This is a genomic window from Rubidibacter lacunae KORDI 51-2 (assembly GCF_000473895.1).
GTDB classification, from domain to species: Bacteria; Cyanobacteriota; Cyanobacteriia; order Cyanobacteriales; family Rubidibacteraceae; genus Rubidibacter; species Rubidibacter lacunae.
The window spans coordinates 17,208-37,287 of record NZ_ASSJ01000004.1 but is presented as its reverse complement, the minus strand read 5'-3'; the positions used below and the strand labels follow the sequence as shown (position 1 = coordinate 37,287).

Annotated in this window: 21 protein-coding genes and 1 tRNA gene; 9 read left to right on the top strand and 13 right to left on the bottom strand. The window is 49.8% G+C overall.

The window, feature by feature from the left end; genetic code table 11:
- Positions 1–376: 376 nt before the first annotated feature.
- The 4 genes from KR51_RS20435 to KR51_RS19020 all read right to left on the bottom strand — a co-directional run bounded on the left by KR51_RS20435 (position 377) and on the right by KR51_RS19020 (position 3,245).
- Complete coding sequence (locus KR51_RS20435; RefSeq protein ID WP_232214489.1) at positions 377–1,333, bottom strand: GMC oxidoreductase; 957 nt, start codon at positions 1,331–1,333, stop codon at positions 377–379.
- A 47-nt stretch (positions 1,334–1,380) separates the two neighbouring features.
- Positions 1,381–2,055, bottom strand: a complete 675-nt coding sequence (locus KR51_RS20430) for a hypothetical protein (RefSeq protein ID WP_232214488.1) — start codon at positions 2,053–2,055, stop codon at positions 1,381–1,383.
- 509 nt (positions 2,056–2,564) lie between these two features.
- On the bottom strand, positions 2,565–2,729 hold the full coding sequence (locus KR51_RS00960) for a hypothetical protein (protein WP_156914899.1): 165 nt from the start codon (positions 2,727–2,729) through the stop codon (positions 2,565–2,567).
- A gap of 261 nt (positions 2,730–2,990) precedes the next feature.
- Positions 2,991–3,245: a hypothetical protein gene (locus tag KR51_RS19020; protein ID WP_022603924.1), complete on the bottom strand. Its 255-nt coding sequence runs from the start codon at positions 3,243–3,245 to the stop codon at positions 2,991–2,993.
- A 948-nt stretch (positions 3,246–4,193) separates the two neighbouring features.
- Here KR51_RS19020 and KR51_RS00955 point away from each other — a divergent pair.
- A tRNA-Gly gene (locus tag KR51_RS00955) sits at positions 4,194–4,265 on the top strand.
- A 337-nt stretch (positions 4,266–4,602) separates the two neighbouring features.
- Here the strand turns inward: KR51_RS00955 and KR51_RS17865 are convergent.
- The 4 genes from KR51_RS17865 to KR51_RS00940 form a co-directional block, all read right to left on the bottom strand.
- Complete coding sequence (locus tag KR51_RS17865; RefSeq protein WP_022603923.1) at positions 4,603–5,433, bottom strand: phosphodiesterase; 831 nt, start codon at positions 5,431–5,433, stop codon at positions 4,603–4,605.
- Positions 5,434–5,533: 100 nt separating this feature from the next.
- Complete coding sequence (locus tag KR51_RS00950; protein ID WP_022603921.1) at positions 5,534–6,100, bottom strand: phosphonate degradation HD-domain oxygenase; 567 nt, start codon at positions 6,098–6,100, stop codon at positions 5,534–5,536.
- Positions 6,101–6,165: 65 nt separating this feature from the next.
- The gene (locus tag KR51_RS00945; RefSeq protein ID WP_022603919.1) at positions 6,166–7,332 is read right to left on the bottom strand and encodes an alpha-D-ribose 1-methylphosphonate 5-triphosphate diphosphatase; all 1,167 of its coding nucleotides are present in this window, start codon (positions 7,330–7,332) and stop codon (positions 6,166–6,168) included.
- A 152-nt stretch (positions 7,333–7,484) separates the two neighbouring features.
- Positions 7,485–8,621: an alpha-D-ribose 1-methylphosphonate 5-triphosphate diphosphatase gene (locus KR51_RS00940; protein WP_022603918.1), complete on the bottom strand. Its 1,137-nt coding sequence runs from the start codon at positions 8,619–8,621 to the stop codon at positions 7,485–7,487.
- A gap of 997 nt (positions 8,622–9,618) precedes the next feature.
- Here KR51_RS00940 and KR51_RS00935 point away from each other — a divergent pair.
- From KR51_RS00935 to arsH, 6 genes are all read left to right on the top strand, one after another.
- Complete coding sequence (locus KR51_RS00935; RefSeq protein ID WP_022603914.1) at positions 9,619–10,272, top strand: MotA/TolQ/ExbB proton channel family protein; 654 nt, start codon at positions 9,619–9,621, stop codon at positions 10,270–10,272.
- Positions 10,256–10,669, top strand: coding sequence for an ExbD/TolR family protein (locus KR51_RS00930; protein ID WP_022603912.1), 414 nt, complete (start codon positions 10,256–10,258; stop codon positions 10,667–10,669). The genes KR51_RS00935 and KR51_RS00930 overlap by 17 nt, the downstream gene beginning before the upstream one ends.
- A 543-nt stretch (positions 10,670–11,212) precedes the next feature.
- Positions 11,213–11,590 carry an ArsR/SmtB family transcription factor gene (locus KR51_RS00920; protein WP_022603910.1) on the top strand — a complete coding sequence of 126 codons (378 nt, stop codon included), beginning with the start codon at positions 11,213–11,215 and terminating at the stop codon, positions 11,588–11,590.
- Positions 11,591–11,834: 244 nt separating this feature from the next.
- Positions 11,835–12,875 carry a permease gene (locus KR51_RS00915; RefSeq protein ID WP_022603908.1) on the top strand — a complete coding sequence of 347 codons (1,041 nt, stop codon included), beginning with the start codon at positions 11,835–11,837 and terminating at the stop codon, positions 12,873–12,875.
- A gap of 140 nt (positions 12,876–13,015) precedes the next feature.
- A complete protein-coding gene (locus KR51_RS00910; RefSeq protein WP_022603906.1) occupies positions 13,016–13,666 on the top strand; it encodes a hypothetical protein in 651 nt (216 codons plus the stop codon).
- 78 nt (positions 13,667–13,744) lie between these two features.
- Entirely contained in the window at positions 13,745–14,389 is a 645-nt protein-coding gene (arsH, locus tag KR51_RS00905) for an arsenical resistance protein ArsH (RefSeq protein ID WP_022603904.1), read from the top strand.
- Between the two features lie 121 nt (positions 14,390–14,510).
- Here arsH and KR51_RS00900 read toward each other — a convergent pair whose 3' ends face one another.
- The 5 genes from KR51_RS00900 to phnF all read right to left on the bottom strand — a co-directional run bounded on the left by KR51_RS00900 (position 14,511) and on the right by phnF (position 19,267).
- Positions 14,511–14,873: a sulfite exporter TauE/SafE family protein gene (locus tag KR51_RS00900; RefSeq protein ID WP_022603903.1), complete on the bottom strand. Its 363-nt coding sequence runs from the start codon at positions 14,871–14,873 to the stop codon at positions 14,511–14,513.
- A 276-nt stretch (positions 14,874–15,149) separates the two neighbouring features.
- Positions 15,150–15,920, bottom strand: coding sequence for a phosphonate ABC transporter, permease protein PhnE (phnE, locus tag KR51_RS00895; RefSeq protein ID WP_022603902.1), 771 nt, complete (start codon positions 15,918–15,920; stop codon positions 15,150–15,152).
- Between the two features lie 377 nt (positions 15,921–16,297).
- Positions 16,298–17,356 carry a phosphonate ABC transporter substrate-binding protein gene (gene phnD / locus KR51_RS00890; protein ID WP_022603901.1) on the bottom strand — a complete coding sequence of 353 codons (1,059 nt, stop codon included), beginning with the start codon at positions 17,354–17,356 and terminating at the stop codon, positions 16,298–16,300.
- A 94-nt stretch (positions 17,357–17,450) separates the two neighbouring features.
- Positions 17,451–18,296, bottom strand: a complete 846-nt coding sequence (gene phnC / locus KR51_RS00885; protein WP_022603900.1) for a phosphonate ABC transporter ATP-binding protein — start codon at positions 18,294–18,296, stop codon at positions 17,451–17,453.
- 242 nt (positions 18,297–18,538) lie between these two features.
- The gene (phnF, locus tag KR51_RS00880; protein WP_022603899.1) at positions 18,539–19,267 is read right to left on the bottom strand and encodes a phosphonate metabolism transcriptional regulator PhnF; all 729 of its coding nucleotides are present in this window, start codon (positions 19,265–19,267) and stop codon (positions 18,539–18,541) included.
- Positions 19,268–19,418: 151 nt separating this feature from the next.
- On the opposite strand from phnF, the gene phnG reads away from it, so the two are divergent.
- Positions 19,419–19,898, top strand: coding sequence for a phosphonate C-P lyase system protein PhnG (phnG, locus tag KR51_RS00875; protein ID WP_022603898.1), 480 nt, complete (start codon positions 19,419–19,421; stop codon positions 19,896–19,898).
- 1 nt (position 19,899) lies between these two features.
- The gene (locus KR51_RS20850) at positions 19,900–20,022 is read left to right on the top strand and encodes a hypothetical protein (protein WP_022603897.1); all 123 of its coding nucleotides are present in this window, start codon (positions 19,900–19,902) and stop codon (positions 20,020–20,022) included.
- The last annotated feature ends 58 nt before the right edge of the window (positions 20,023–20,080 follow it).

Sequence of the window (20,080 nt, the reverse complement as noted above, 5' to 3'; positions counted from 1 at the left end):
TTTTACTTTTGATTCATTCCAGCCAGAAATTAAATCCCGTTTCTGCATCACTGCTATAAGTTAGCCCAGAACTGTGCAGGGCAGACAGGCTGCAAAGAATATGACTAGTACGGTTGCGGACACTTCATTCATCGGATGATAACCGTGATGTCAACTATCGTTCAGAAGCTGAACCGCAGCAAGAGCGTTGAGGTTGCTTGAAAAGAGTCTAGTCGGGTATTAGAATCCCCTGAGCAATCCGTAGAAAAGCCTCAACAGCTCTATTTCCTCGTCGCGAAGTATGTGCCCGATTTTGCGCAACTCGACTTTTCAAACAGACTCATAGATCTTAAGCAAATCAATCAAGATAACCTAATGTGCTTGCCTCAATAACTGCTTAGAGTTGTACTCCCAAATGCTGGGAAAGTCTCAAGGCTAAACCCCCTAATGTGCGAACAGGATTAGCTGCCGAACTGAATGGCATGACTGACATGTCACATATATACAATCCAATATTGTTGATAACTTGTAAGTCCTCATCCACCACAGATTCGACTTGAAAATTTCCACTCCAGGAGAGTTTGTAAGGCATGCGCAAAGTCCCAATCGCATGATGAACCGTTCCATAACCAAAATTATTAAAAGGTCCATACCAACTCTCATCTAGCGGGCGTGCATTATTACCGAAAAACTCGAACTTAGAGAAGATTTCAAAGACTAGATTATTAAGTGTCTGATAAACTTCTTCCTCGGTATTAGTCCAATCTGCGAGAGCTGGGAAACGCTCCCTATAAAGATAGCTCGGATCTCGGTGATCTTTGAATTCGATCTTAGACTTGTAATCATCTGAACTATGGGGATTGACAATATTTCTATCTTCCAGCGGGTTGCCAAAACTAAACTTGAGATCGACAGTCACTTCATCAATTAGCCCGGCCGATGGATCGGTTGGATCGTTTTCTCGTCTATGCCAATATTCACCGTTAATATTCATCTCAATGTTGAAAGGATAGCGGACAGAGCCATCGGTTTCCGCCTTCCCACGGGAGTAAAACATAACTTTCCCATGATCGTCGATATTGATGATAGTAGAACCAAGGTTAGTGACCTTGGCTTTAATCGGATTTGTAGTTGGGTGGTCGGTTAATCCTAAACCCACAAGTTTTTGCACAGAAGCAGGCAACCGATCGAAAACATTTGAGCGCTGAAGCAACTTGGGACTTTCAATCGATCCTGCAGCGATAACAACGTTAGGCGCAAAAAAGCTACGTGACTGATTGGTTAGCGTGTTAACTGTTTTGACCTCATAAGTTCCATCCTCGAGACGATCGACGGATTCAACGAAGCTATTCAACTTGACATTAAATTCAGTGGTCTGACCAGGTTGATTCTGCTTCCCTACTAAGCCGAGCTGATTGACCAGGAGTTCAGCAGTATTAAAAACACCCGTTGGCTCGGTAAAAACTCATCTAATGCCGTCCCATCAGGGTGGAGGTAAGGTTGATGGAGCGCCCTAGGAGTCTCCACAATAAAAAAGTCGTCATTTAAAGCAGTACCGCGAAAATACTCGACAACCGCCCTGCTGATTTCGCCCAGTGAGATGGATTCATTCATGACTTTCCCTGCAAGGGAAAGATAGGTGTTTTCAAGATCTTGTCGAACCCGATCGGGAAAGAATTTAAGTTCCCAGGGTTGGATGGACGGAATCAACCCAGACCAGAAAATTGAGCGGCCGCCAAAATTAAGTTGAGGTCTCTCTCCAATGAAGTTCCCGCTTCCTTCTTGAGTGAATGTTTCAACGGCAAAATTACCTGCGACATCATAGTTCGGAAAGTTACAAATGTTGTAAACGTGAGTCGGATATAAAAATGAGCCAGCTTCAAGCACTAAAAATTCGCGATCGCGATCCTGATTGCGATCGGCAAGATCGTCAGCAAAGATTCCACCACCAATGCCACTGCCAATCGTAATGCAATCAAATCGGCTGTTTGTCCCGTTATAGTCAGGGATTAAGTTCCGCTGGGAGGCTGATATCTCAGCAACAAAGTTTCCATATTGTGTTGCTTGGAATGGCATATTATTCTTTCTCCTTTCGTTCTAAATTAAGTACTCAGATACTGATTGGTTAACAGAACTTCTGAGACAATCGCATCGCTTTGGCTTCAGCTCTGGGCGGGCAGAAAGCCCATGAAATCGCGTGGCGAGTCTTTGGAGCTTCCTCGATCCGACCCACTGCAACCACGGCGATCTAAGCGATCGCGAGAATTCAAAGGCTTGCTATGGAAACCAGCCCTGGAGCAATTTCAGGCGATTTAATGAAGACTTTTGCCATTCAGTCAGGGTGAGAAAACCGAGATAATTCAGTTTCGACTGTCGGCTCCAGCAAAGAATTTAGAGCTTGAAGTGTCTAGCTTGGAAATAGTATAACCGAATCGACCCCTAACAAGTCAACACTTTAAACAAACATTTGGTTTAGAGGCAAACTGAGAGGATGGGCAAAAGCCTTACGCCTTGGAAGACCTAGCTATTGGAGCGATCGTTGCTTAAATAACTTCGCTATCGGCGGCTTCGCCTGAATCCGTTTTTTAGGCATCGCTGAACAACGAGAGATAGTCTTCGTAACAGGACGCTCCCCGACGGACAGTCAGGTATTTCGCGTAAGTACTGTAGTGAACGTGGCATTGGGCAATCCAGTTAGAGTAGTCGTATGTGACACCCAGAATTTCGGTGTGATGATTAAAATCGTCCAATTCGTCAAGCATTTCGAGGCATTGTTCAACGGGCGCTGAGTCGCGACCATTTAGCATGCCGGTGGGAAGTTCGTGGAGCGAGTAGTTCAGCCGCTGAGCAAGTAGGTCAGAAGTTTACGCCGCGCTGACGTGTCATTGGGATCGCGTGCAATCGCCGTTAATAGTAGAGCTTGTTTAGTGAGGGAGCCGTCAACAAGACGTGGACGAAGGTCACTACATTTATAGATGTGTTGAGCAAACCCGGCCAGCCGACGCGCGCGCCTAGAGTTTAGTAGCGATTCTGTTCTCCAGTGCGGGTAAGATCGCACGGCGGAAAAGCGGTATCCGAACCGGAGTAGATTCAACATTATCTACGATCTTCGATGCAAGGCAGAGCGACCAGCCGTGCTGTGACTCCAACGGCAGATTGGTAAACGAATCCAAAAAGCGTTCTAACGCGTCATTTCTTTCATAACGAAGCCCACGCTTCTCGGCTTCGAGATAACCTTTCAAAAGATCTGGTTCTAGTGTGGACATTGTTTGACCTGCGACCCCAAACTTTAATTAGAGCCGGTTACGCAACCTACGCCTTTGCCACACAAGAGTTCGCCGAATTGCTGCGAGCCGAATCCACCAAGATTTCTTCGAACCTAGCATGCACTTTTCTGGGTGTCAATTCCTGCATAATGCGTCTATTTAAACGGGCGTCGTGAACTCCCGTCCCATGCGGGACATAAATAGTACTCGTTTAGCCTCACGCTTGCGCTGCGCTTAGACTGCATTTATCCTGCATGGGCTTAATGTGCTGCTTTTACCACTTGCCATGACCGACGCCGCTACCAAGCCCGCCATGCGATCTAAAAACCTATAATTTTCGCAGGCACTTTAATTGACATAATTTCCAACTACATAAACCTTAAAGGCTTTGCCATATTCTTAAGATTCAAGAAGGACACTGAAGAAGCATGGGATTGTCAAGATGCTCATGCTACGTATTTGAGAGAGGGGATACGCGCAAAAAAGAAAAAATTTTAAATATTCTTGAATATTCATTTGAGAAACAAAAAATAAAAAAGCAAATACAATACAAGTATGGGGATAAGTGAGATGCCGCAAAAATTACAGGACTACGATCGCCTACTAAAAATAAATGGCACATTTATTGAAGGCATGCATTAGCTTAGAGTAAGTGCTACGTGCAAAAGATATCACTTGATGCTGTTGGCCGACTGGGTTAGAAACAAGCAAAGTCTCATTGCCCACGAGCGATCGTCAAAAAAATACTGACAAAGTGATCATGAAAATTACACAACCTCGCTTTGTCAAAATTGTCCTTGATATATGACAAAGCATGTACTTCCCCTGATATTCTATTGACATGGGGAGGTGTTTTATGTTTTGCTATATACATGAAAACACATTTATTCCTAGTATATCTGTAATATACTTGCAATCGCAAGCATAAAAAGAGTTCAAAGGGTTTCTGCGGGCGTAGTTCAGTGGTAGAACGTCAGCTTCCCAAGCTGAATGTCGTCGGTTCGAGTCCGATCGCCCGCTTTCTGTGATCAAGGCAACAAGAGGCATTTGAGAAAAGGTTGCAGTCGTACCGTTGAACATGGACGATCGACTATATAGACTCGTGAAGTAGTCGCGAACGGGTTGTAAACCAAACCCGCTTAGTCGATATTTAGTTACTGTTCAAAATGATAATTCCTATACTTGAAGATATAGTCGTCTACAAGTCGTGACTGAACATGAGTAAGACGAATTGCCCTACGTTTAGATTAATATTCTTTACCAAATTTTCCAAAAAGCTTTTGAGCAATCAGTGGGAATCTTTTCGGGCTTTTGTCCAAAGTCAGGTTTTTTTAAATGAAGCTGAATGTTTTCGCTTCTAGTTATGTGTTAATGAAGTTACTCTTCTCCCATCAGAAAAACGATAGGGACCGTCGAATTTGCCAATAAAAGCTATGTGGGAAATTAGACTCTGGTTCTTCCAGATGTGTAATTGATAGGCTGGAGGTTCCATGACGAACTGGCTGGGTGTATCAGGTCGCAACTCTAATCCTCCTTGATGAACCAAGCTTGGTTGAGCACTGGCGATCGCTCCTGCCCAACGACAATACATCCCTCGATGCAAATGGCCGCAGCTAACTCGCTCAACCTGCTGATGTTTAGCAACCAATGCTTTGAGTTCCCTCTCCCCCTCTAACTGGTGCCGATCCATCCACGGAATACCAGTGAGAAAAGGTGGATGATGCATAAATATAATGGTAGGGCTTTGAGGGGCTTCCTCAAGTTGATGTGCAAGCCATTTGAGTCGTTGCTCATCCAACCAACCAGCTTTCTTTTTGGGGTGTGTATTATCCAGCAAGATCAATCGCAATGGATCGCAATCAACCGCATAGCTAAGGTGCCCTAAGGGACTCAAACTGAAAGGCTGATGGGTGAAAACCTGACGCAAGTTTGCCCGACAGTCATGGTTGCCGGGCATCAGAAATAGGGGCGATCGCAGTGGAGACAGGATGGTCTTCAAGGTTTCATATTCGTCGATGGTGCCGTGCTGCACTAAATCCCCGCTGGCAACGATCGCATCGGGATGGGGCTGAAGTTGGTTGATTTGGGCGATCGCTTGCGCTACGAGACGATTGGTATCAACGACACCGTAGGCGAGTTGTCCAGGAGTCTGAACGTGAAGATCGCTAATTTGGGCAATCAGGGTCATGGTGGGTCAGGTTACCGGAAAGGTATGGCCTGGTCCGGCATGTGATAGGGGCGAATCATTCCTGGAGAGGGACTTGGAGCTTTAAGGCGATCGCGGCAGCTTAAACCGGGTTGGTTTGGCTGGCGACTTGGAGGCAGGGCAGAAAACGATCCAAATCGGGTGTGCTTAGATTCGCGACTTTCGCGAGGTCATCCCAGCGGCGAAGTTGCACGGCTTGCTCGGCATACGGTTGTTGAATAAAGGCGGCAGCGGCTTCAGCCGAGTACACCCCACCCTGGAGTTCCAGGCTACGCTTTGAAGCCAAAGACAGGGAGTCCCAATAGTCTGGATCCACGGCACAGAGGTAGCGCTTAGCCGCGACATGGAGCTGGATGGGTCGGGTTACGGCGGCGGGGAAGAGCTGTTCTAAAACTGGAATAGCGCGGGCTTCGTGGCGATCGTCGATGCCGAGTAAAGCCGGATCGTCCCCAAGATGGTGCACCAAGTGTCCGAAGTCGTGCAGCAAACAAGCGGTAATCATTGCCTCTGATTGCCCAGCCGTTTGAGCCAAGGTTGCACATTGCAACGCATGCTCTAATTGGCTGACCGCTTCGCTGCCATATTGGGCGCGCCCGCGATCGCGATAGACCGACAAAATACTTGTAAGTGTTGTGAGCGTCTGTTCCATGATGTTGTCGATATCTATTGATTCTAAGTTGGTAGAGCGGGCTGGTTGACCGAACAAAAGCCGAATTAGGAGGACTTTTGCACCAACCGCCCTGCAATGTAAACCGCCCGAATTGCATTCGGCAGGTCTCCATTGGGCGATAGCAACAGAAAGTCGGCATCATAGCCAGGGGCAATTTGCCCTTTCTGTTGTCCTAACTTTGCTGCCTTGGCCGGATATTCCGAAACACAACGCCATGCCTGCTCGAAGGACATCAATTCCTGTTCTGCTAAGCGAAAGGGCGCGTGAAAAAGGGAGGGGTAGTGATAGTCCGAGCAGAGACAATCGAGCACCCCGGCTTGGGCAGCAGCAGCCACACTCATGTAGCCCACATGAGACCCACCCCGCACAAGATTGGGTGCACCCATCAGCACTGCCGCGCCATAGGCACGGGATTGTTTTGCTAAGGCAACGGAAGCCGGAAATTCGGCGATCGCCACCCCCCGTTCCCCACTTTTAGCGACATCGGCAGCGGTTTCGTCATCATGGGAGGCCACTGGAATCCCAAACTGATGGCAGCGCTGCACTAAATCCTCACACTGCACCAGACCCTCAACTTGGCGATCGTAGGCAACGGCAATCAAATCGCGAATCTCGGCTTCGGACAACTTAACCCGTTGGCGCAATCCCTTGGTGTATCTTTGCAAGGTTTCATCATCCAAGGTTGGCGGCAAATGATTATTCAGTGAGAGCAGAGTGACGGCACGCGATTCTAACCACTGGCAGAGTTCGTCATGATTTGCAGTATTGGCTTGTTCGTGACGAATGTGGATGCGACTATCAACTCGCAAACCATTGTTCGTTTGGGTCAGGCGGCCAATTAGTTGACGTGCCATGTCTCGACTACGCAAACCCGGTTCAAATGAGTCAGTAATCGAGTAAAAAAAAGTGGTGATGCCCGCACTCAACAAGGCCCGATCGTTTTCTACCAAGGCCATTGACAGGGGCAACATTATCCCCGGACGCGGACAAATCATCCGTTCGAAGGCATCGCCGTGAATATCGACCAGACCCGGCAGCAGCTGGAGTCCGGTAACATCAATTGACATATAGCCGCTTGGTTTGGGCAGGTGACCGATCGCCTCAAATTTACCCTCGCGGATTAGAACAGTAGTTTCGTCCAACCAGCCGTTGGGGGTTAAAACGGTGGCACCTTGCAAAGCCAGGTTGGGCGCTAAGTCCGTCGGTTGCATTGGCATTCAGGGGGAAAGGGCAGTTCAGCCTTAGTGTGGATTGAGCTTACAAAACCCGCGAAGTCATTAGGCTTTAATTAAAGAGCTTCGATATTATGCATGGCTTGAATCTGGCAAACTCAAGTGGGTCAAGCAGTGGGTCGAGCAGTGGGTCAAGCGATCCGTTTGCCCTGTCGACGGACTGAAGTGAGTCTGGGCACTACACCGTCGTGGTGGATAGTGATGAAATCGGCGCGTTTCCCGATCGCCAAACTGCCGCGATCGGCAGCCATCCCGATCGCTTTTGCCGGATTCGAGGTGAAATAACGCATCGCTTCATGAAGCGGCTTATCCTGTTGCTCGGCAATGATGAACATTGCCTGGATCGAGCTTTGGGGCACGTAATCTGAGGAAATAATATCGACCAAATCATGCTCGAGCAATTCCATTGCAGACACATTGCCCGAGTGGGACCCGCCGAGAATCAAATTTGGTGCCCCCATCAATACTTGCAAACCATGCTGGTGGGCTTCATTTGCCGCCGCTAGCGTGGTCGGAAACTCGGCAATTTTCACCCCATCTTGCAGGGACTCCTTGACATGCTCTGGGGTGGCATCATCGTGGCTGGCAAGGCAAATTTGGTGGGTCTGGGTCAGCTCAACGAGCTTACGCCGATTGTCCACAGCATGGCGTTGCTGGTTATCGACGCGCAATTGAATAAAGCCCTCCATCTCTGCTTCGCTCACACCGTGCTTGCCTTGGTAATACTCCTTGTACTTATCTACCCGAGCAAACTGACGCTGTCCGGGGGTATGGTCCATCAACGAAATCAGGGCCAGGAGGGGATGGGTTGCATAGGGCTCGGTTACCGCATGTACATGCTCGTAGCCCAATTCGCAGCGCAGATGAAGCCGATGATCCACCGCAAACCGTCCCTCGATTTGACCTTGGTGAATGGTATCGATCATGGGGCCGAACTGGGTCATACGCATGGAGGCAGGGGTGATGTCGCCCACCGCGATCGCGTCACACACGGTGGTGATGCCCGCCGCGGCCAAATCGCGATCGTGGTAAACCGCTGCTATCTCCATGGGCCAGTAAACCTTTGGACGGGGCGATAACCGCTGCTCGAAGTTATCGGTGTGCAGCTCTACCAGACCCGGCAGTAGATAGTCACCGGCACCATCTTGGCCACGGCTGACGACCCCTGGCTGGATATCAGAGATCGCTCCATCGCACACAACGAGGGTACCAAGCACCTCTTCATCTGGTAGTTGTAAGCGGTAGTTGGTGAAAATCGCTTCGGCCATAGCAGGTTAAATGCAACGCTTTGTCTAGACATCTATACTTATACCGAAATGAGGTTAACGTTTAGTCGACTCCAGGTTAACCCCACGTTATTAGAGCGTTTTTTCAACCAACGAAGGCGGCTGAGCTGGGTCAAGTTGTATCAAGTGTAAAAAATGAGTAACCGACGCTAGAAGTAGGAACAGCGACTGGAGAAACTCCGATCAGTGGAGCCAGCCACGTTGAAATTAGCTAGAGAACCGTGGAACTCCAGGCATTGCTGTGAGTGGAGAAACATCCGTCAGCGCCAGGGCGCTTGCAAGCGCCGTAACTGATTTCGAGGAGAGCAGATGACGATCTCAACCACGGCGCGGGTGCCTGGCAAACATCAAGGTACGCTCCCGCGCTGGCTGGCACGGTGTCGTCAGGGCGGCCTGCCACAATTTCTGCGCGGTTCACGAGCCTCGGTCGTCCGCGGGTCATCCCAATTGGGCAGTGCGCTGCCTCTCGAAGCAACTTCAGGACCCAGAGGGCGGGTTCGAGCACAAACTCAGATTCAGCAAAGGCAGCTTACCCAGCTGGGTGTCGAGTCTGCAAAGCCGAACCCGAACAATCCTCCATTAGCCGCGCCTCCATCGCTCGCTGCTCTCCCGAGACGCAGGGCTAGGTCATTCATAATAATTGAAACTGAATTCTAATAATTTCAGCAGGATTTAGAAGGCAACGCTACTTCCATCAACAGCGACGGCGCCTCTGAATCAGTAATTCACAGGCTTGTAATATCCTCCAAGACTGGATTTGATGCAGATGCTCGCTTAGGGGGGGTAGCGGGTTAACTGCGATCGAGGCGCAATGGTAGGGCTTGGCAGGAACTTCTTGCGTGTAACCAATTTCCCATCTTCTTGAAAATCTTTCGTAACTTTGTGTTTGAATGATGGAGGGATGAAATAGCTTCTCTTTTTACAGCGCGCTCGGGTCCGCTCGGGCGATTTCTCGTGCAAGATGACCCGAGTGTATGGAATGGAGATCGATAACTTTCTGACTGCTGGGGGGATCGTGGCGTACCCTTTACTGGGAGCTTCGATTATCTCTGTGGCGTTAATCGTCGAGCGACTAATTTTTTGGGGCCGCGTAAACCGCCGCCAACCCCGCGTCGCCCGCGACATCCTGCGCATCTACCCGAATGATCCACACGTTGCCGTCCAGCGCTTGCGGAAACAAGCCAGCCTGCCGATCGCGCGCATTTTCCTAGAGGCCCTCGAACTCGATCGCCCGACCGCGGAGGAGTTTCGCCTTGCCCTCGAAAGCGCTGCTCAAGCTGAAATTCCGACACTGAAACGCTCTTCGACTATGTTCGAGACCATCATCAGCATTGCCCCGTTGCTGGGTTTGCTCGGGACAATCCTTGGTTTGATCGCTTCGTTCTCAGCGCTGCAGATTGGCGATGTCGGCGGCGAAAGCACCACAGTTGTGACCGGAGGCATCAGCGAAGCGCTGGTCTCGACGGTCATGGGGTTGGTGGTTGCCATTTTTACGTTGGTGTTTGCAAATCTTTTTCGCGGGTTTTACCAGCGCCAGCTGGCGCTAATTCAAGAGTACGGCGGTCAGCTCGAACTGCTGTACCGCCGCTACCACGAGAAAGGGGGTCAGCCCAACTATGCGTCTACCCGCTGAGTCAGACCCACCATTCGGAATTAACCTCGTTCCCACCATCGACGTAATATTTTCGATATTAGCGTTCTTCATCATCTCGACACTGTATCTGACCCGCGCTGAGGGGTTGAGTGTCAACCTGCCTCAAGCTGGCACGGCGAAATCGCAACCCGCCCCAGAACTCACGGTCACGATCGCATCCAACGGCGCGATCGCCATCAACGAAACGCCAGTTTCCTTAGCCGACCTGACCGCACGAGTGAGCGTACTCCTTGTCCCTGACGCTGACACCCTCATCGTCATTAACGCCGATGAAGCAGTCCCCCACGGTAGAGTTGTTTCCGTAATGGATCGCCTACGCGAGCTGGATCGCGTTCAGTTGGCGATCGCTACCAAGCCGCCCGATGACTCTCGCTGAGCGATCGCCAGACTGACTGCCAAGCTTTTGTTCAAACTGCCGCTAAGCTTGCCTTACCATTCTGAGGAATTCGGACGATCCGCAGTTGCTGCATACCGATTTCTCCGACCGCCGTCAGGATAAGTTGGCAAGTACAGTCGAGACCGGCTTTGTAGCAATTGTCGCAAGTTCAGCCAGGTTTCCGTTCGGCGGCATGTTTCTTGACACTTGCCTCGAAACCCAGCGATCGTCGGGCGTCAGCGAGGTTTCCATCATGCAGCTTAAAGAGAATCCCGGAAGGTTCTGACCAAAGTATCTTCACGGCCAGGCGATCGCACCTTTTCTGGACGGTTTGCGTTGCGGGTCAGCAAATTGTGCTTGACTGCGCGCAATGGGATAGCGGCCGTAATATCGGGCGAACTCCGACTTGTCACCGAGGTAAATTCCTCCTTTCGGGCAAGAATGACTCTCGATCCAGCTCCCCTTCGCCCCGTGTGACTGAAGGGGCTGCGGGATGAGGGATGAATTTGCAGAACAGGACACATCCAATTAGTTGACATTGCAATGTATTTCGATTATTGTCAAAATATGGAAATGCCAAATACCTCCTCATCCACAACGGATGATATTGCCAGCGCCTTTGCTGCCCTGGGACAACCCTCGCGACTGCGCATTGTCCGGTTGCTGTTGTCAGCGCACCCCCAGGGCTTGCCTGCCGGGGACATTCAAAAAGAGTTGGAGGTTGCGGCTCCGACGCTGTCTCATCACTTGGATAAATTGCGTCAGGTCGGGATCGTGACGGCACAAAAGGATCGGCAGTGGATTTGGTATGCGGTGGAGCCTAAGGTGCTGCGATCGCTGATTGATTTCTTGTTTGAGGAATGTTGTACTCGCAATCAGGTCATTGCGGTGGCCGATCTGGACTTGACTGAGCGAGATTGAGTCGAGGTGACGTCACCGCACCCTGGCTCAAGGACGACATAACTTCACCCACTTCCTGGGCAGGTCGATGGCAATGGCAAGTTGAGTTTATGAGCATCGATGTAGGATTTGGCATTGATTCGATATTTCACGAAATACAAAAGTAAGGTCTAAGCATTTGAGCTTCAGCATATTGCCCTCAACGTCTTTTCACTAGTCTCATCAGCATCCATTCCGCAATGCATTCGTCAAGGAACGTTCGCCCATGACTGCCAAAGTTTTGACCCGCTTTCAGCGCAGCCTGCAACAGCTTGACCGCGTCGTGCTGGCGATCGCCCTGATTGTGCTGGGACTCGCGTTTTTAGTGCCGACTCAGGTCGGTCCGAGCTTGTGGTTTACGCTCAAAAACTTATGGGAGACGATCCTCTTTCTGCTGCTGTCGATTGGCATTGCTGCCTACGCCACAGCGAGCGGAGCCGATAACCTGATTGCCAAAGCCTTCCAAGGTCGCCTGGCAGTGATGATTCCCCTTGCAGCCATGTTTGGGGCGTTTTCGCCATTTTGTTCCTGTGGGGTCATACCCCTGATTGCGGCATTGCTCTCAATGGGGGTGCCCGTAGCTGCAGTCATGGCCTTTTGGCTGTCGTCGCCATTAATGGATCCATCTATGTTTGTGCTTACAGTCGGCACCTTGGGATTGCACTTTGCGATCGCGAAAACCATAGCTACCGTGGGGGTTGGCTTATTGGGTGGCTATGGAACCTCGATCTTGATTGGATCGGGTTGGTCATCCCAGGCATTTGCCAATCCACTTCAAGCAGGGGTGGGCAATGGGGGGTGCGGGGGCAATCGGGTTCGCAATCCCAAGCCTGTTGCTTGGCAGTATTGGCAGGAAGCAGAGCGGCGGCAAAAATTTTGGGAAGGGGCGCGCAAGAACGCCTGGTTTTTGGGTAAATGGTTGGCGCTGGCTTTTCTGCTCGAAAGCTTGATGATTATTTATGTGCCAGATGGCTGGATTCAAACGATTGCGGGTGACAGCAGCTTACGTTCGATTTTGGCGGCGGCATTGGTCGGTATTCCAGCCTATCTCAATGGCTATGCGGCGTTGCCCTTAGTCGATGGCTTGATTCAGCAAGGCATGTCCCCTGGTGCGGGTATGACCTTCCTCCTGGCTGGCGGCGCAACCAGCATTCCGGCTATGATTGCGGTGTTTGCACTCGCGCGCAGGCCGGTGTTCATGGCCTATTTAGGCTTTGCTTTTCTGGGCTCGATTGTGGCGGGACTACTTTACACAGCGGTGATATAAAAATGCCTTCCAGCAGTTTGTTGGGATACATCCCAAGATTATTGCCCTAACCCGAAAACTCTCTACCGCTCAGGGAGACAGATTTTCAAGCCATATGACCGTGTTCGGGCTTTACGTGTTATTTTTTGGAGGATTTTGTGATGCACTCAATGTCAATGTCACCGATTCAGGTATTGCCAGATGTGACCTTGCAAGAACGCGGTGTTATTTCGGCGCAGTATCTCCAGCAAGGTGTAAGCACGTTTCATGAAGCCTGTCAGTGGACGAAAGATTTACCCTATGGCGTGAATTCCAGTAATGAAGACTCCCTAATTTTGTTCGCTGAAGAGCGAGGAACCTGTACCACCAAGCATGGGGCGATCGCCCGTTTGGCTCTGGAACACGATCTGCCCATACGTAAAAATCTCGGCTTCTATCGCCTGAATGATGACATTGTCACCGGGGTTAATGCGCTACTAGCACCTCACGGACTCGCTTTTATTCCCCAAATTCATTGCTTTTTAGCTTACGAAGACTACAGAGTCGATCTAACCGAAGGCAATTGCAATGGGAAAAATAAGACAATTGAAACCTATGATTTTGTCGTGTCAGTCGCGCCAGATTTAACTCAAGCTCAGCACCACGCATATTATTATGAATATCTCCAGCAGTATGTGCGAATTTCTCCAGCTCTAGCCGCGTTAAGTGAAGTAGAAGTTATGACACTATTAGCGGACTGCGATCGCCAACTCAAGTATCAATGTTCGATCGCGATTAAAGATGCAGAGTTTGGTGTGCCAGTCACACACTAATCCAACCGGGACATATATCAATGCCCTGCTCGTTTGCTAGTGCTCTTACACATTTGTTGTCAACTCTATCAATTCAAAATGAGTTTAGATCGTAAACCCCGCATTCTATTCCTCTACGGCTCATTGCGCGAACGGTCATACAGTCGTTTGCTCGCCGAAGAAGCTGCCCGCATCATTGAAGAATTTGGCGCGGAGGTGAAATTTTTCAACCCATATGGTTTGCCCTTACATGGGGCAGAGCCAGAAACCCATCCCAAGGTGCAAGAACTAAGAGAACTGTCACTTTGGTCGGAAGGCCAGGTCTGGTCTAGCCCAGAATTGCACGGCAATATCTCGGGGCTATTGAAAACCCAAATTGATTGGATTCCGCTCAGTATAGGTGCAGTTCGACCCACTCAGGGTCGAACTCTTGCAGTCATGCAGGTTTCTGGGGGTTCGCAATCCTTTAATGCTGTGAATACAATGCGGATTCTGGGACGGTGGATGCGCATGTTTACTATCCCCAATCAATCCTCTGTAGCTAAAGCCTATCAAGAGTTTCACGAGGACGGCACAATGAAAGACTCGCCCTACCGCGATCGCGTGATTGATGTGATGGAAGAGCTCTATCGATTTACGATTTTGTTACGTGACAAGGTTGATGAATTGACCGATCGCTACAGCGAACGCAAGGCTGAGGCAGCTAGAAAAATAGAGCAAACGGCAAACCAAGCTTTGCAATAAACTAGATTGTTCGCAGCAATGCAAAAGGGGTTTCGTTCTATTTAGATCGAAGCCATAACACCTATCTAACCATAAATTCTACCCATAAACTTGTGGGTGCTATATTGATGGCATGCAATTGCTAGCTAGTAAACATTTTTAGCCCAACTAAGATAAGCGACACACCGAATGCTTTTCGCAGAAACTCTTCGGGTAAATCCACAGCAAACCTAGCACCGAACAACCCACCCAAGACAAAGCCAACACAAATAAAACCAGCGGCACGAATGTCAACATGACCTTTGTCAAAGTACGTCCAAGCTCCCAATAAGCCAATGGGTGGAACTAATAATGCGAGCGTCGTTCCTTGGGCGAGGTGTTGGGAGAAGCCAAATAAATAGATCAGCGCAGGGGTAATTAGTACTCCACCACCGATGCCAATTAACCCGCTGAGAGTTCCCACGCCCACGCCCAGCAACAGATAAAGCAGTAATTCGCCGTTCATGGTATTAATCTCAATTGTATTTTGATTGGGTACTTACATTAGGTATTTAATCTTCTATTTTGGATGAGTTAACAGTGTTTATGAACGCAGCTTGTCGGCGCAGTTGCTGCCAAAAATAGCTTTCCCTTTTCAGAGTACTAATAAGTCTAAGTTAAACGGGTCATATTCTCCTACCTGAGTAAAGATTGCCGCAACCATCTGAATAAATCTATGGCGTGTAGACCCAACCACTATGGCGTGTAGACCCAACCAAGGGATGCGGCAATACATCCAAACTTAAACCAATCGGTTGCGGATACGTGCTGAAATCGTATCAATCGCACCCACCGTGACGATCAGAATGATCAAAATTGCGGAAACATTTTGGTAATTGAACGCCCGAAAATTCTGATACAACGCAACCCCAATACCACCTGCGCCCACAATCCCTAATACCGAAGCGGACCGCACGTTAGATTCAAAACGATACAACGTAAAAGATGTCCACAGCGGGACCACCTGCGGAATTATGCCAAAGATAACTTCCTGAACTTTGCTGGAGCCTGTGGCTCGGATACCTTCGACCGGACCAGGATCGATCGCCTCGATTGCCTCTGAAAACAGCTTACCTAGGGTACCGGCGGTATGAATAAACAACGCCAATACGCCAGCAAAAGGGCCGAGTCCAACTGCCACGATGAAGATCAGGGCAAACACCAACTCATTAATTGCCCGCATCGCATCCAAAATGCGGCGGGTAGGGAACACCACCCAAGTGGGACAAACGTTTTCTGATGCCAAAATTGATAAGGGAATCGCGACAATCACCGCCAGTAAAGTTCCCCAAATTCCCATTGCGATCGTCTCGATCGTTGCTTGGAAGTAGCTCCACCATCGAAGGAAGTCCGGTGGAAAAAACTTCAAGATCAAGTTGACCATCGAACCCGTGCCTTCAATCAGCTCAACAAAACTAAGGTCGCTGATAATGCCTGAATAAAGAAGAATCGCAATACTTAGAAGGAGTCCGCCAATACTCCAAATTGTCCAAAAGGGCTTTTCCTCTGCCATAACTCGACGAACGTCGGCTGAGGGTTGGGTGGTTGGGGTTGGGGCGCTATCCCCTTGATTTTGCATCATCCTACACAAAATTCTCGGTATCGTTTACGTATGCATCAAGTCTGTTTTAGCAGACAGATCAACAGGCATCTCACTCAAGCCTCCACTGAGTCGAGGCTAAGGCGAAAACATCGCTAATTATGATGATAAAAAGTCGGCAAGCGGTTTGTTTGGCTGGTTTTTACCGACCGCGATGAGTTTTGGTCATTCGAATTGCTTAGTCAGTCTTGGGAATTTACAAACTTCCGGGGTAAGATTAGCTCACCCCGGGAAAAATGAGCGCGCTCTGGTTGAATTCAGGCGGAAGTCTTGGAGGAGTATTGTGAAACTTATTGCAACTCCTCTAGTTGCTTACCTAATTCCTTAATCTTGGCGGTTTTGTCGTCTTCACTGAGAGCGCCGTCGTTCTTGATCTCTTCGATTTTCCGTGCAATATCCAACTCGCGAATAGGATTCCAATCCTCGTCGCCAGCTTCATCAAAACGAGACCAATCCAAAGGTCCTAACACCGATTCATCGGAAATATTGTAGAAGAAGTCTTGGAACTCCTCCTTCAAACAATCCGGAAGATCGCTTTTGTAGGCGATTGGATCGCTAGGAATGAGAGGCGAGGTCCAAATAATTTGCACCTGCTCAAACGCCTCAGCATCAGTTTTTTGCAGACGAGACATCGATTCACTGTTGTTGGTAGCAACATCAACTTGATTGTTGGCTACAGCTTGCGCAGTTGCTTCGTGGCTACCGGCAAAGATCAGTTCGCTGAAGGCTTCATTCGGATTAACCCCGTTCTGGGCGAAGACATAGTAGCTAGGTACCAAGAAGCCAGAAGTTGAGTTCGGGTCGTTGAAGGCAAAGGTCAATTCAGCCGCATTTTCAATGACGTACCGATCTCCGTCTCCTGCTTCAAGATCGATTTCAGAGACGATCGGATTATCAACATTGGTTACCAAGTGTGCGTAGTACCCCTTGGAACCATCGCTATCCACAGTTTGAGCAAAGGCTTCCGCACCAGAGCGCTTAGCTGCTTCGATGTAAGACTTGCCGCCGTACCATGCAATTTGAATCTTGCCAGCACCCATCGCTTCAATCACACCGGCATAATCGGTGGCATAGAAACTGTTCACTGGGCGTCCCATTTCCTCGGACATAAGAGCCAAGAACGGTTCCCATAGTTCTTCCAAGTTGGTCTGAGATTCGGTGGAAATGATACCGAAGTCAATTTCAGCAATTTCAGGAGCACAAGCATCACCGGATGCCTCGGCGGTGGCAGTGGTATCGCTACCTGATTCATCTGGGGTTGGGGTGCCGCCACAGCTTGCAATTAATGCGGCTCCAGTGACCAGCAAAGTAAGACGAGCCGCTACTCTTGTTAGTGTCGAATATGTCATGGATCGATCCTTGTGCGAATTTCAACTCAACTAAATGACACCGCTCAATACGTACCATATTGACGGCAATTTTTAGGACGGTAAGGGCAGCAGATCAATATGCTTTGGACGCCGTGAACACTTCACCATGACCGCTGCGAACTAACTCTTCAGCAGCAGCACCGTAGATTTCGTTTAATTGGCGGTCGTCCAAATCAATCATGAGACCATCGAAACGAACTCGACCATCGCGTAATGCTACGGCTCGCTTGAAATAACGCCGCACCATTTGGATTTGGTGCAGGGAAGTGACCACGGTGATCCCCTCGCTCTCATTCAAGCAAGTTAGCAGTTCCATTACCTTGCGGGCTGATTCAGGATCTAGCGAGGCGATTGGCTCATCAGCCAAAATGATTTGCGCTCCCTGCATCAAGCAGCGGGCGATCGCCACTCGCTGCTGCTGACCGCCGGACAGAGCTGAAGCTCGTTTGTAAGCTTGATCCAAAATGCCAACTCGTTCCAGTGCCGAGAGCGCCCGTAGCTTTTCAGTTTTGCTGAAGCCACGGCGCAACGAACGTAGGAGTGGAACTTGAGAGAGCCCGCCCACTAAAACGTTTTCCAGCACGGTTAACCGATTAACCAGATTAAATTGCTGAAAAATAAAGCCAATTTGGCTGCGGAGCTGTCTTGTCTTGGAGTGCAGCTTTCCATCTACTTGCAGGGGGCTGCCAAAAATCTCTACGGTGCCAACCTCTGCTTGATGCAACGCGTTCAGATTGCGCAACAGAGTAGACTTCCCTGACCCCGAAGCCCCAACCAAGGCCACCATCTCTCCTACCGCAATGTTTAAGTCAACAGAGCTGAGAGCAGCACGTCCTTTGAACGATTTTGTTAATTTCCGAACCTGCACCGCAGGAGCGGCAAAAGCGTTCTCTAAAGCAGACTCCGTAGCTAATCGCATGACAGTGGTTTGACCGTTGAACGTTAAGACGCCGGACTTTTCGACATCTCATCACCTTCAACACATCTAACAAGGATGTGTTTAATGTAGGTGTAGGATGCCCAGACAACTTTTACAGCTGTAATCCGCTACAAGCCAAATGCATCATCCGATCGCGAGTTTAAGATTGATTGTACTGGCGGTTAAGCTTAAGTAAAGGGTTGTTTAAGGGCTGCATTCAAGCTCCTTCTGCAACCGAGTTTTTACATGGAATCGTCTTCGTTTTCCAGCACGAGTTCCATGCGATCGCCCCGCAAGCGAGTCACCCCATATTCAATGACCGCCCCCTTCTGGTCGACGTTGATCGACTCTGACAGGAGAATGGGTTGATTGGCTGGCATTTTAAGCAGTCGAGCATCGCTTGTTTGTGCTACGCGGGCAGAAAGACGGGTTTGCCGCCGCAGGTGATCGCATCCATATTCCTGTTGCAAAAGCTTTGAGACCGAACGAGAGGTTTGGCAATGCTCCAGCAACCCTGGAAATCGCTGACTGGGGAAGTGACTAGTGGAAAGACCGAGCGGAATAGCGTCAATGGAACTAAGCCGTTCAAACACCACCACGGCGGCTCCGATCTCGATCTCTAACTGCTTAGCCAATTTGGCATCTGCCGGAATTTCCAGCGCCCGAAGTACCTGCCAGTGGGGCTGGAGGGATTGCGCCTTGAGCGCTTCTGTGAAGCGAACCCGCTTACCAATGGTCATAGCGATCGGGTCAGCCATCACAAAGGTGCCCCGGCCGCGTTCGACTTCAACCATGCCTTCTTGCCGCAGCACCTCGATCGCCCGCCGTAGGGTGTGACGATTGACCCCGAACCGTTCGCTCAGCTCACTTTCCGTCGGCAGTCGATCGCCCACCTTAAACACCGCATCATTAATATTTCGCCGCAGTTCGTCGGCAATTTGCAAATACAGAGGCAGAGCATCTTGGCGCATGTAACAACGGTTTTAGAGACTTAGACGCGAATAGAAACAGGATAAGGGCATTGCATTGCATTCAATTATGCCTCATAATTCATCTAGACATCTAGACGAATTCAAGTTCCCGTTAACCTTTGATTAAGTGATGTTGAACGCAGCGCGAACCATGACGCTAACGGGCTTATCGAGATCGGGCTGGATCTCGGTTTTGGCCAAGGCAGCTTTGTCTGAGTTGGAAGCCGGTGTAACCTCGCTGGGTGACTTGCCGGCCTATGAATTTCTGCGATCGCCCGAAATCGGGCTGGCGATGGTGCGTGGGCGAGCTGAGGGAACCGGGCAGCCGTTCAACCTGGGGGAGATGACGATCGTTCGCTGTGTGGTGCAATTAGTGCCATCAGCGTCGGGAACGCCGACGAATGAAGAAGCTTTGACCGGCTTCGGCTATGTGGCCGGACGCTCCCTTCGCCATGCCGAACTTGCCGCCGTTTGTGATGCGCTGCTCCAACAGGTTGACTGGCAGGACCGTGTGGAGCGGCAGGTGATTCAACCGTTACAGGTATCGGCTCAGGCGAATCGGCAAGCAGCGGCGGCAGAAGTGGAATCGACCCGCGTAAATTTCTTTACCCTGCTCCGAGGAGAAGGTTGAGATGGAAGCCAAACTGGCAATTCAATTAGAAGTCTTTGACATGGTTGTTACCGCGGTGCAAGACCGGCGCGAAGCCGGGAAAAGCTTACCAAAGCAGCAGCAAGCGGCCTCAACACTACCTTGAGGCAAAGTTGGACGTGCCAGCCAAGCTTAAGTTCTGTTGTGATTGCCGGAGATGGACC

Coding starts and splice junctions, on each gene's coding strand:
- KR51_RS20430 (WP_232214488.1), bottom strand. CDS start 2,055: ATGCCATTCCAAGCAACACAATATGGAAACTTTGTTGCTGAGATATCA.
- KR51_RS19020 (WP_022603924.1), bottom strand. CDS start 3,245: ATGTCCACACTAGAACCAGATCTTTTGAAAGGTTATCTCGAAGCCGAG.
- KR51_RS17865 (WP_022603923.1), bottom strand. CDS start 5,433: ATGACCCTGATTGCCCAAATTAGCGATCTTCACGTTCAGACTCCTGGA.
- KR51_RS00950 (WP_022603921.1), bottom strand. CDS start 6,100: ATGGAACAGACGCTCACAACACTTACAAGTATTTTGTCGGTCTATCGC.
- KR51_RS00945 (WP_022603919.1), bottom strand. CDS start 7,332: ATGCAACCGACGGACTTAGCGCCCAACCTGGCTTTGCAAGGTGCCACC.
- KR51_RS00940 (WP_022603918.1), bottom strand. CDS start 8,621: ATGGCCGAAGCGATTTTCACCAACTACCGCTTACAACTACCAGATGAA.
- KR51_RS00935 (WP_022603914.1), top strand. CDS start 9,619: ATGGAGATCGATAACTTTCTGACTGCTGGGGGGATCGTGGCGTACCCT.
- KR51_RS00930 (WP_022603912.1), top strand. CDS start 10,256: ATGCGTCTACCCGCTGAGTCAGACCCACCATTCGGAATTAACCTCGTT.
- KR51_RS00920 (WP_022603910.1), top strand. CDS start 11,213: ATGTATTTCGATTATTGTCAAAATATGGAAATGCCAAATACCTCCTCA.
- KR51_RS00915 (WP_022603908.1), top strand. CDS start 11,835: ATGACTGCCAAAGTTTTGACCCGCTTTCAGCGCAGCCTGCAACAGCTT.
- KR51_RS00910 (WP_022603906.1), top strand. CDS start 13,016: ATGCACTCAATGTCAATGTCACCGATTCAGGTATTGCCAGATGTGACC.
- arsH (WP_022603904.1), top strand. CDS start 13,745: ATGAGTTTAGATCGTAAACCCCGCATTCTATTCCTCTACGGCTCATTG.
- KR51_RS00900 (WP_022603903.1), bottom strand. CDS start 14,873: ATGAACGGCGAATTACTGCTTTATCTGTTGCTGGGCGTGGGCGTGGGA.
- phnE (WP_022603902.1), bottom strand. CDS start 15,920: ATGGCAGAGGAAAAGCCCTTTTGGACAATTTGGAGTATTGGCGGACTC.
- phnD (WP_022603901.1), bottom strand. CDS start 17,356: ATGACATATTCGACACTAACAAGAGTAGCGGCTCGTCTTACTTTGCTG.
- phnC (WP_022603900.1), bottom strand. CDS start 18,296: ATGCGATTAGCTACGGAGTCTGCTTTAGAGAACGCTTTTGCCGCTCCT.
- phnF (WP_022603899.1), bottom strand. CDS start 19,267: ATGCGCCAAGATGCTCTGCCTCTGTATTTGCAAATTGCCGACGAACTG.
- phnG (WP_022603898.1), top strand. CDS start 19,419: ATGACGCTAACGGGCTTATCGAGATCGGGCTGGATCTCGGTTTTGGCC.
- KR51_RS20850 (WP_022603897.1), top strand. CDS start 19,900: ATGGAAGCCAAACTGGCAATTCAATTAGAAGTCTTTGACATGGTTGTT.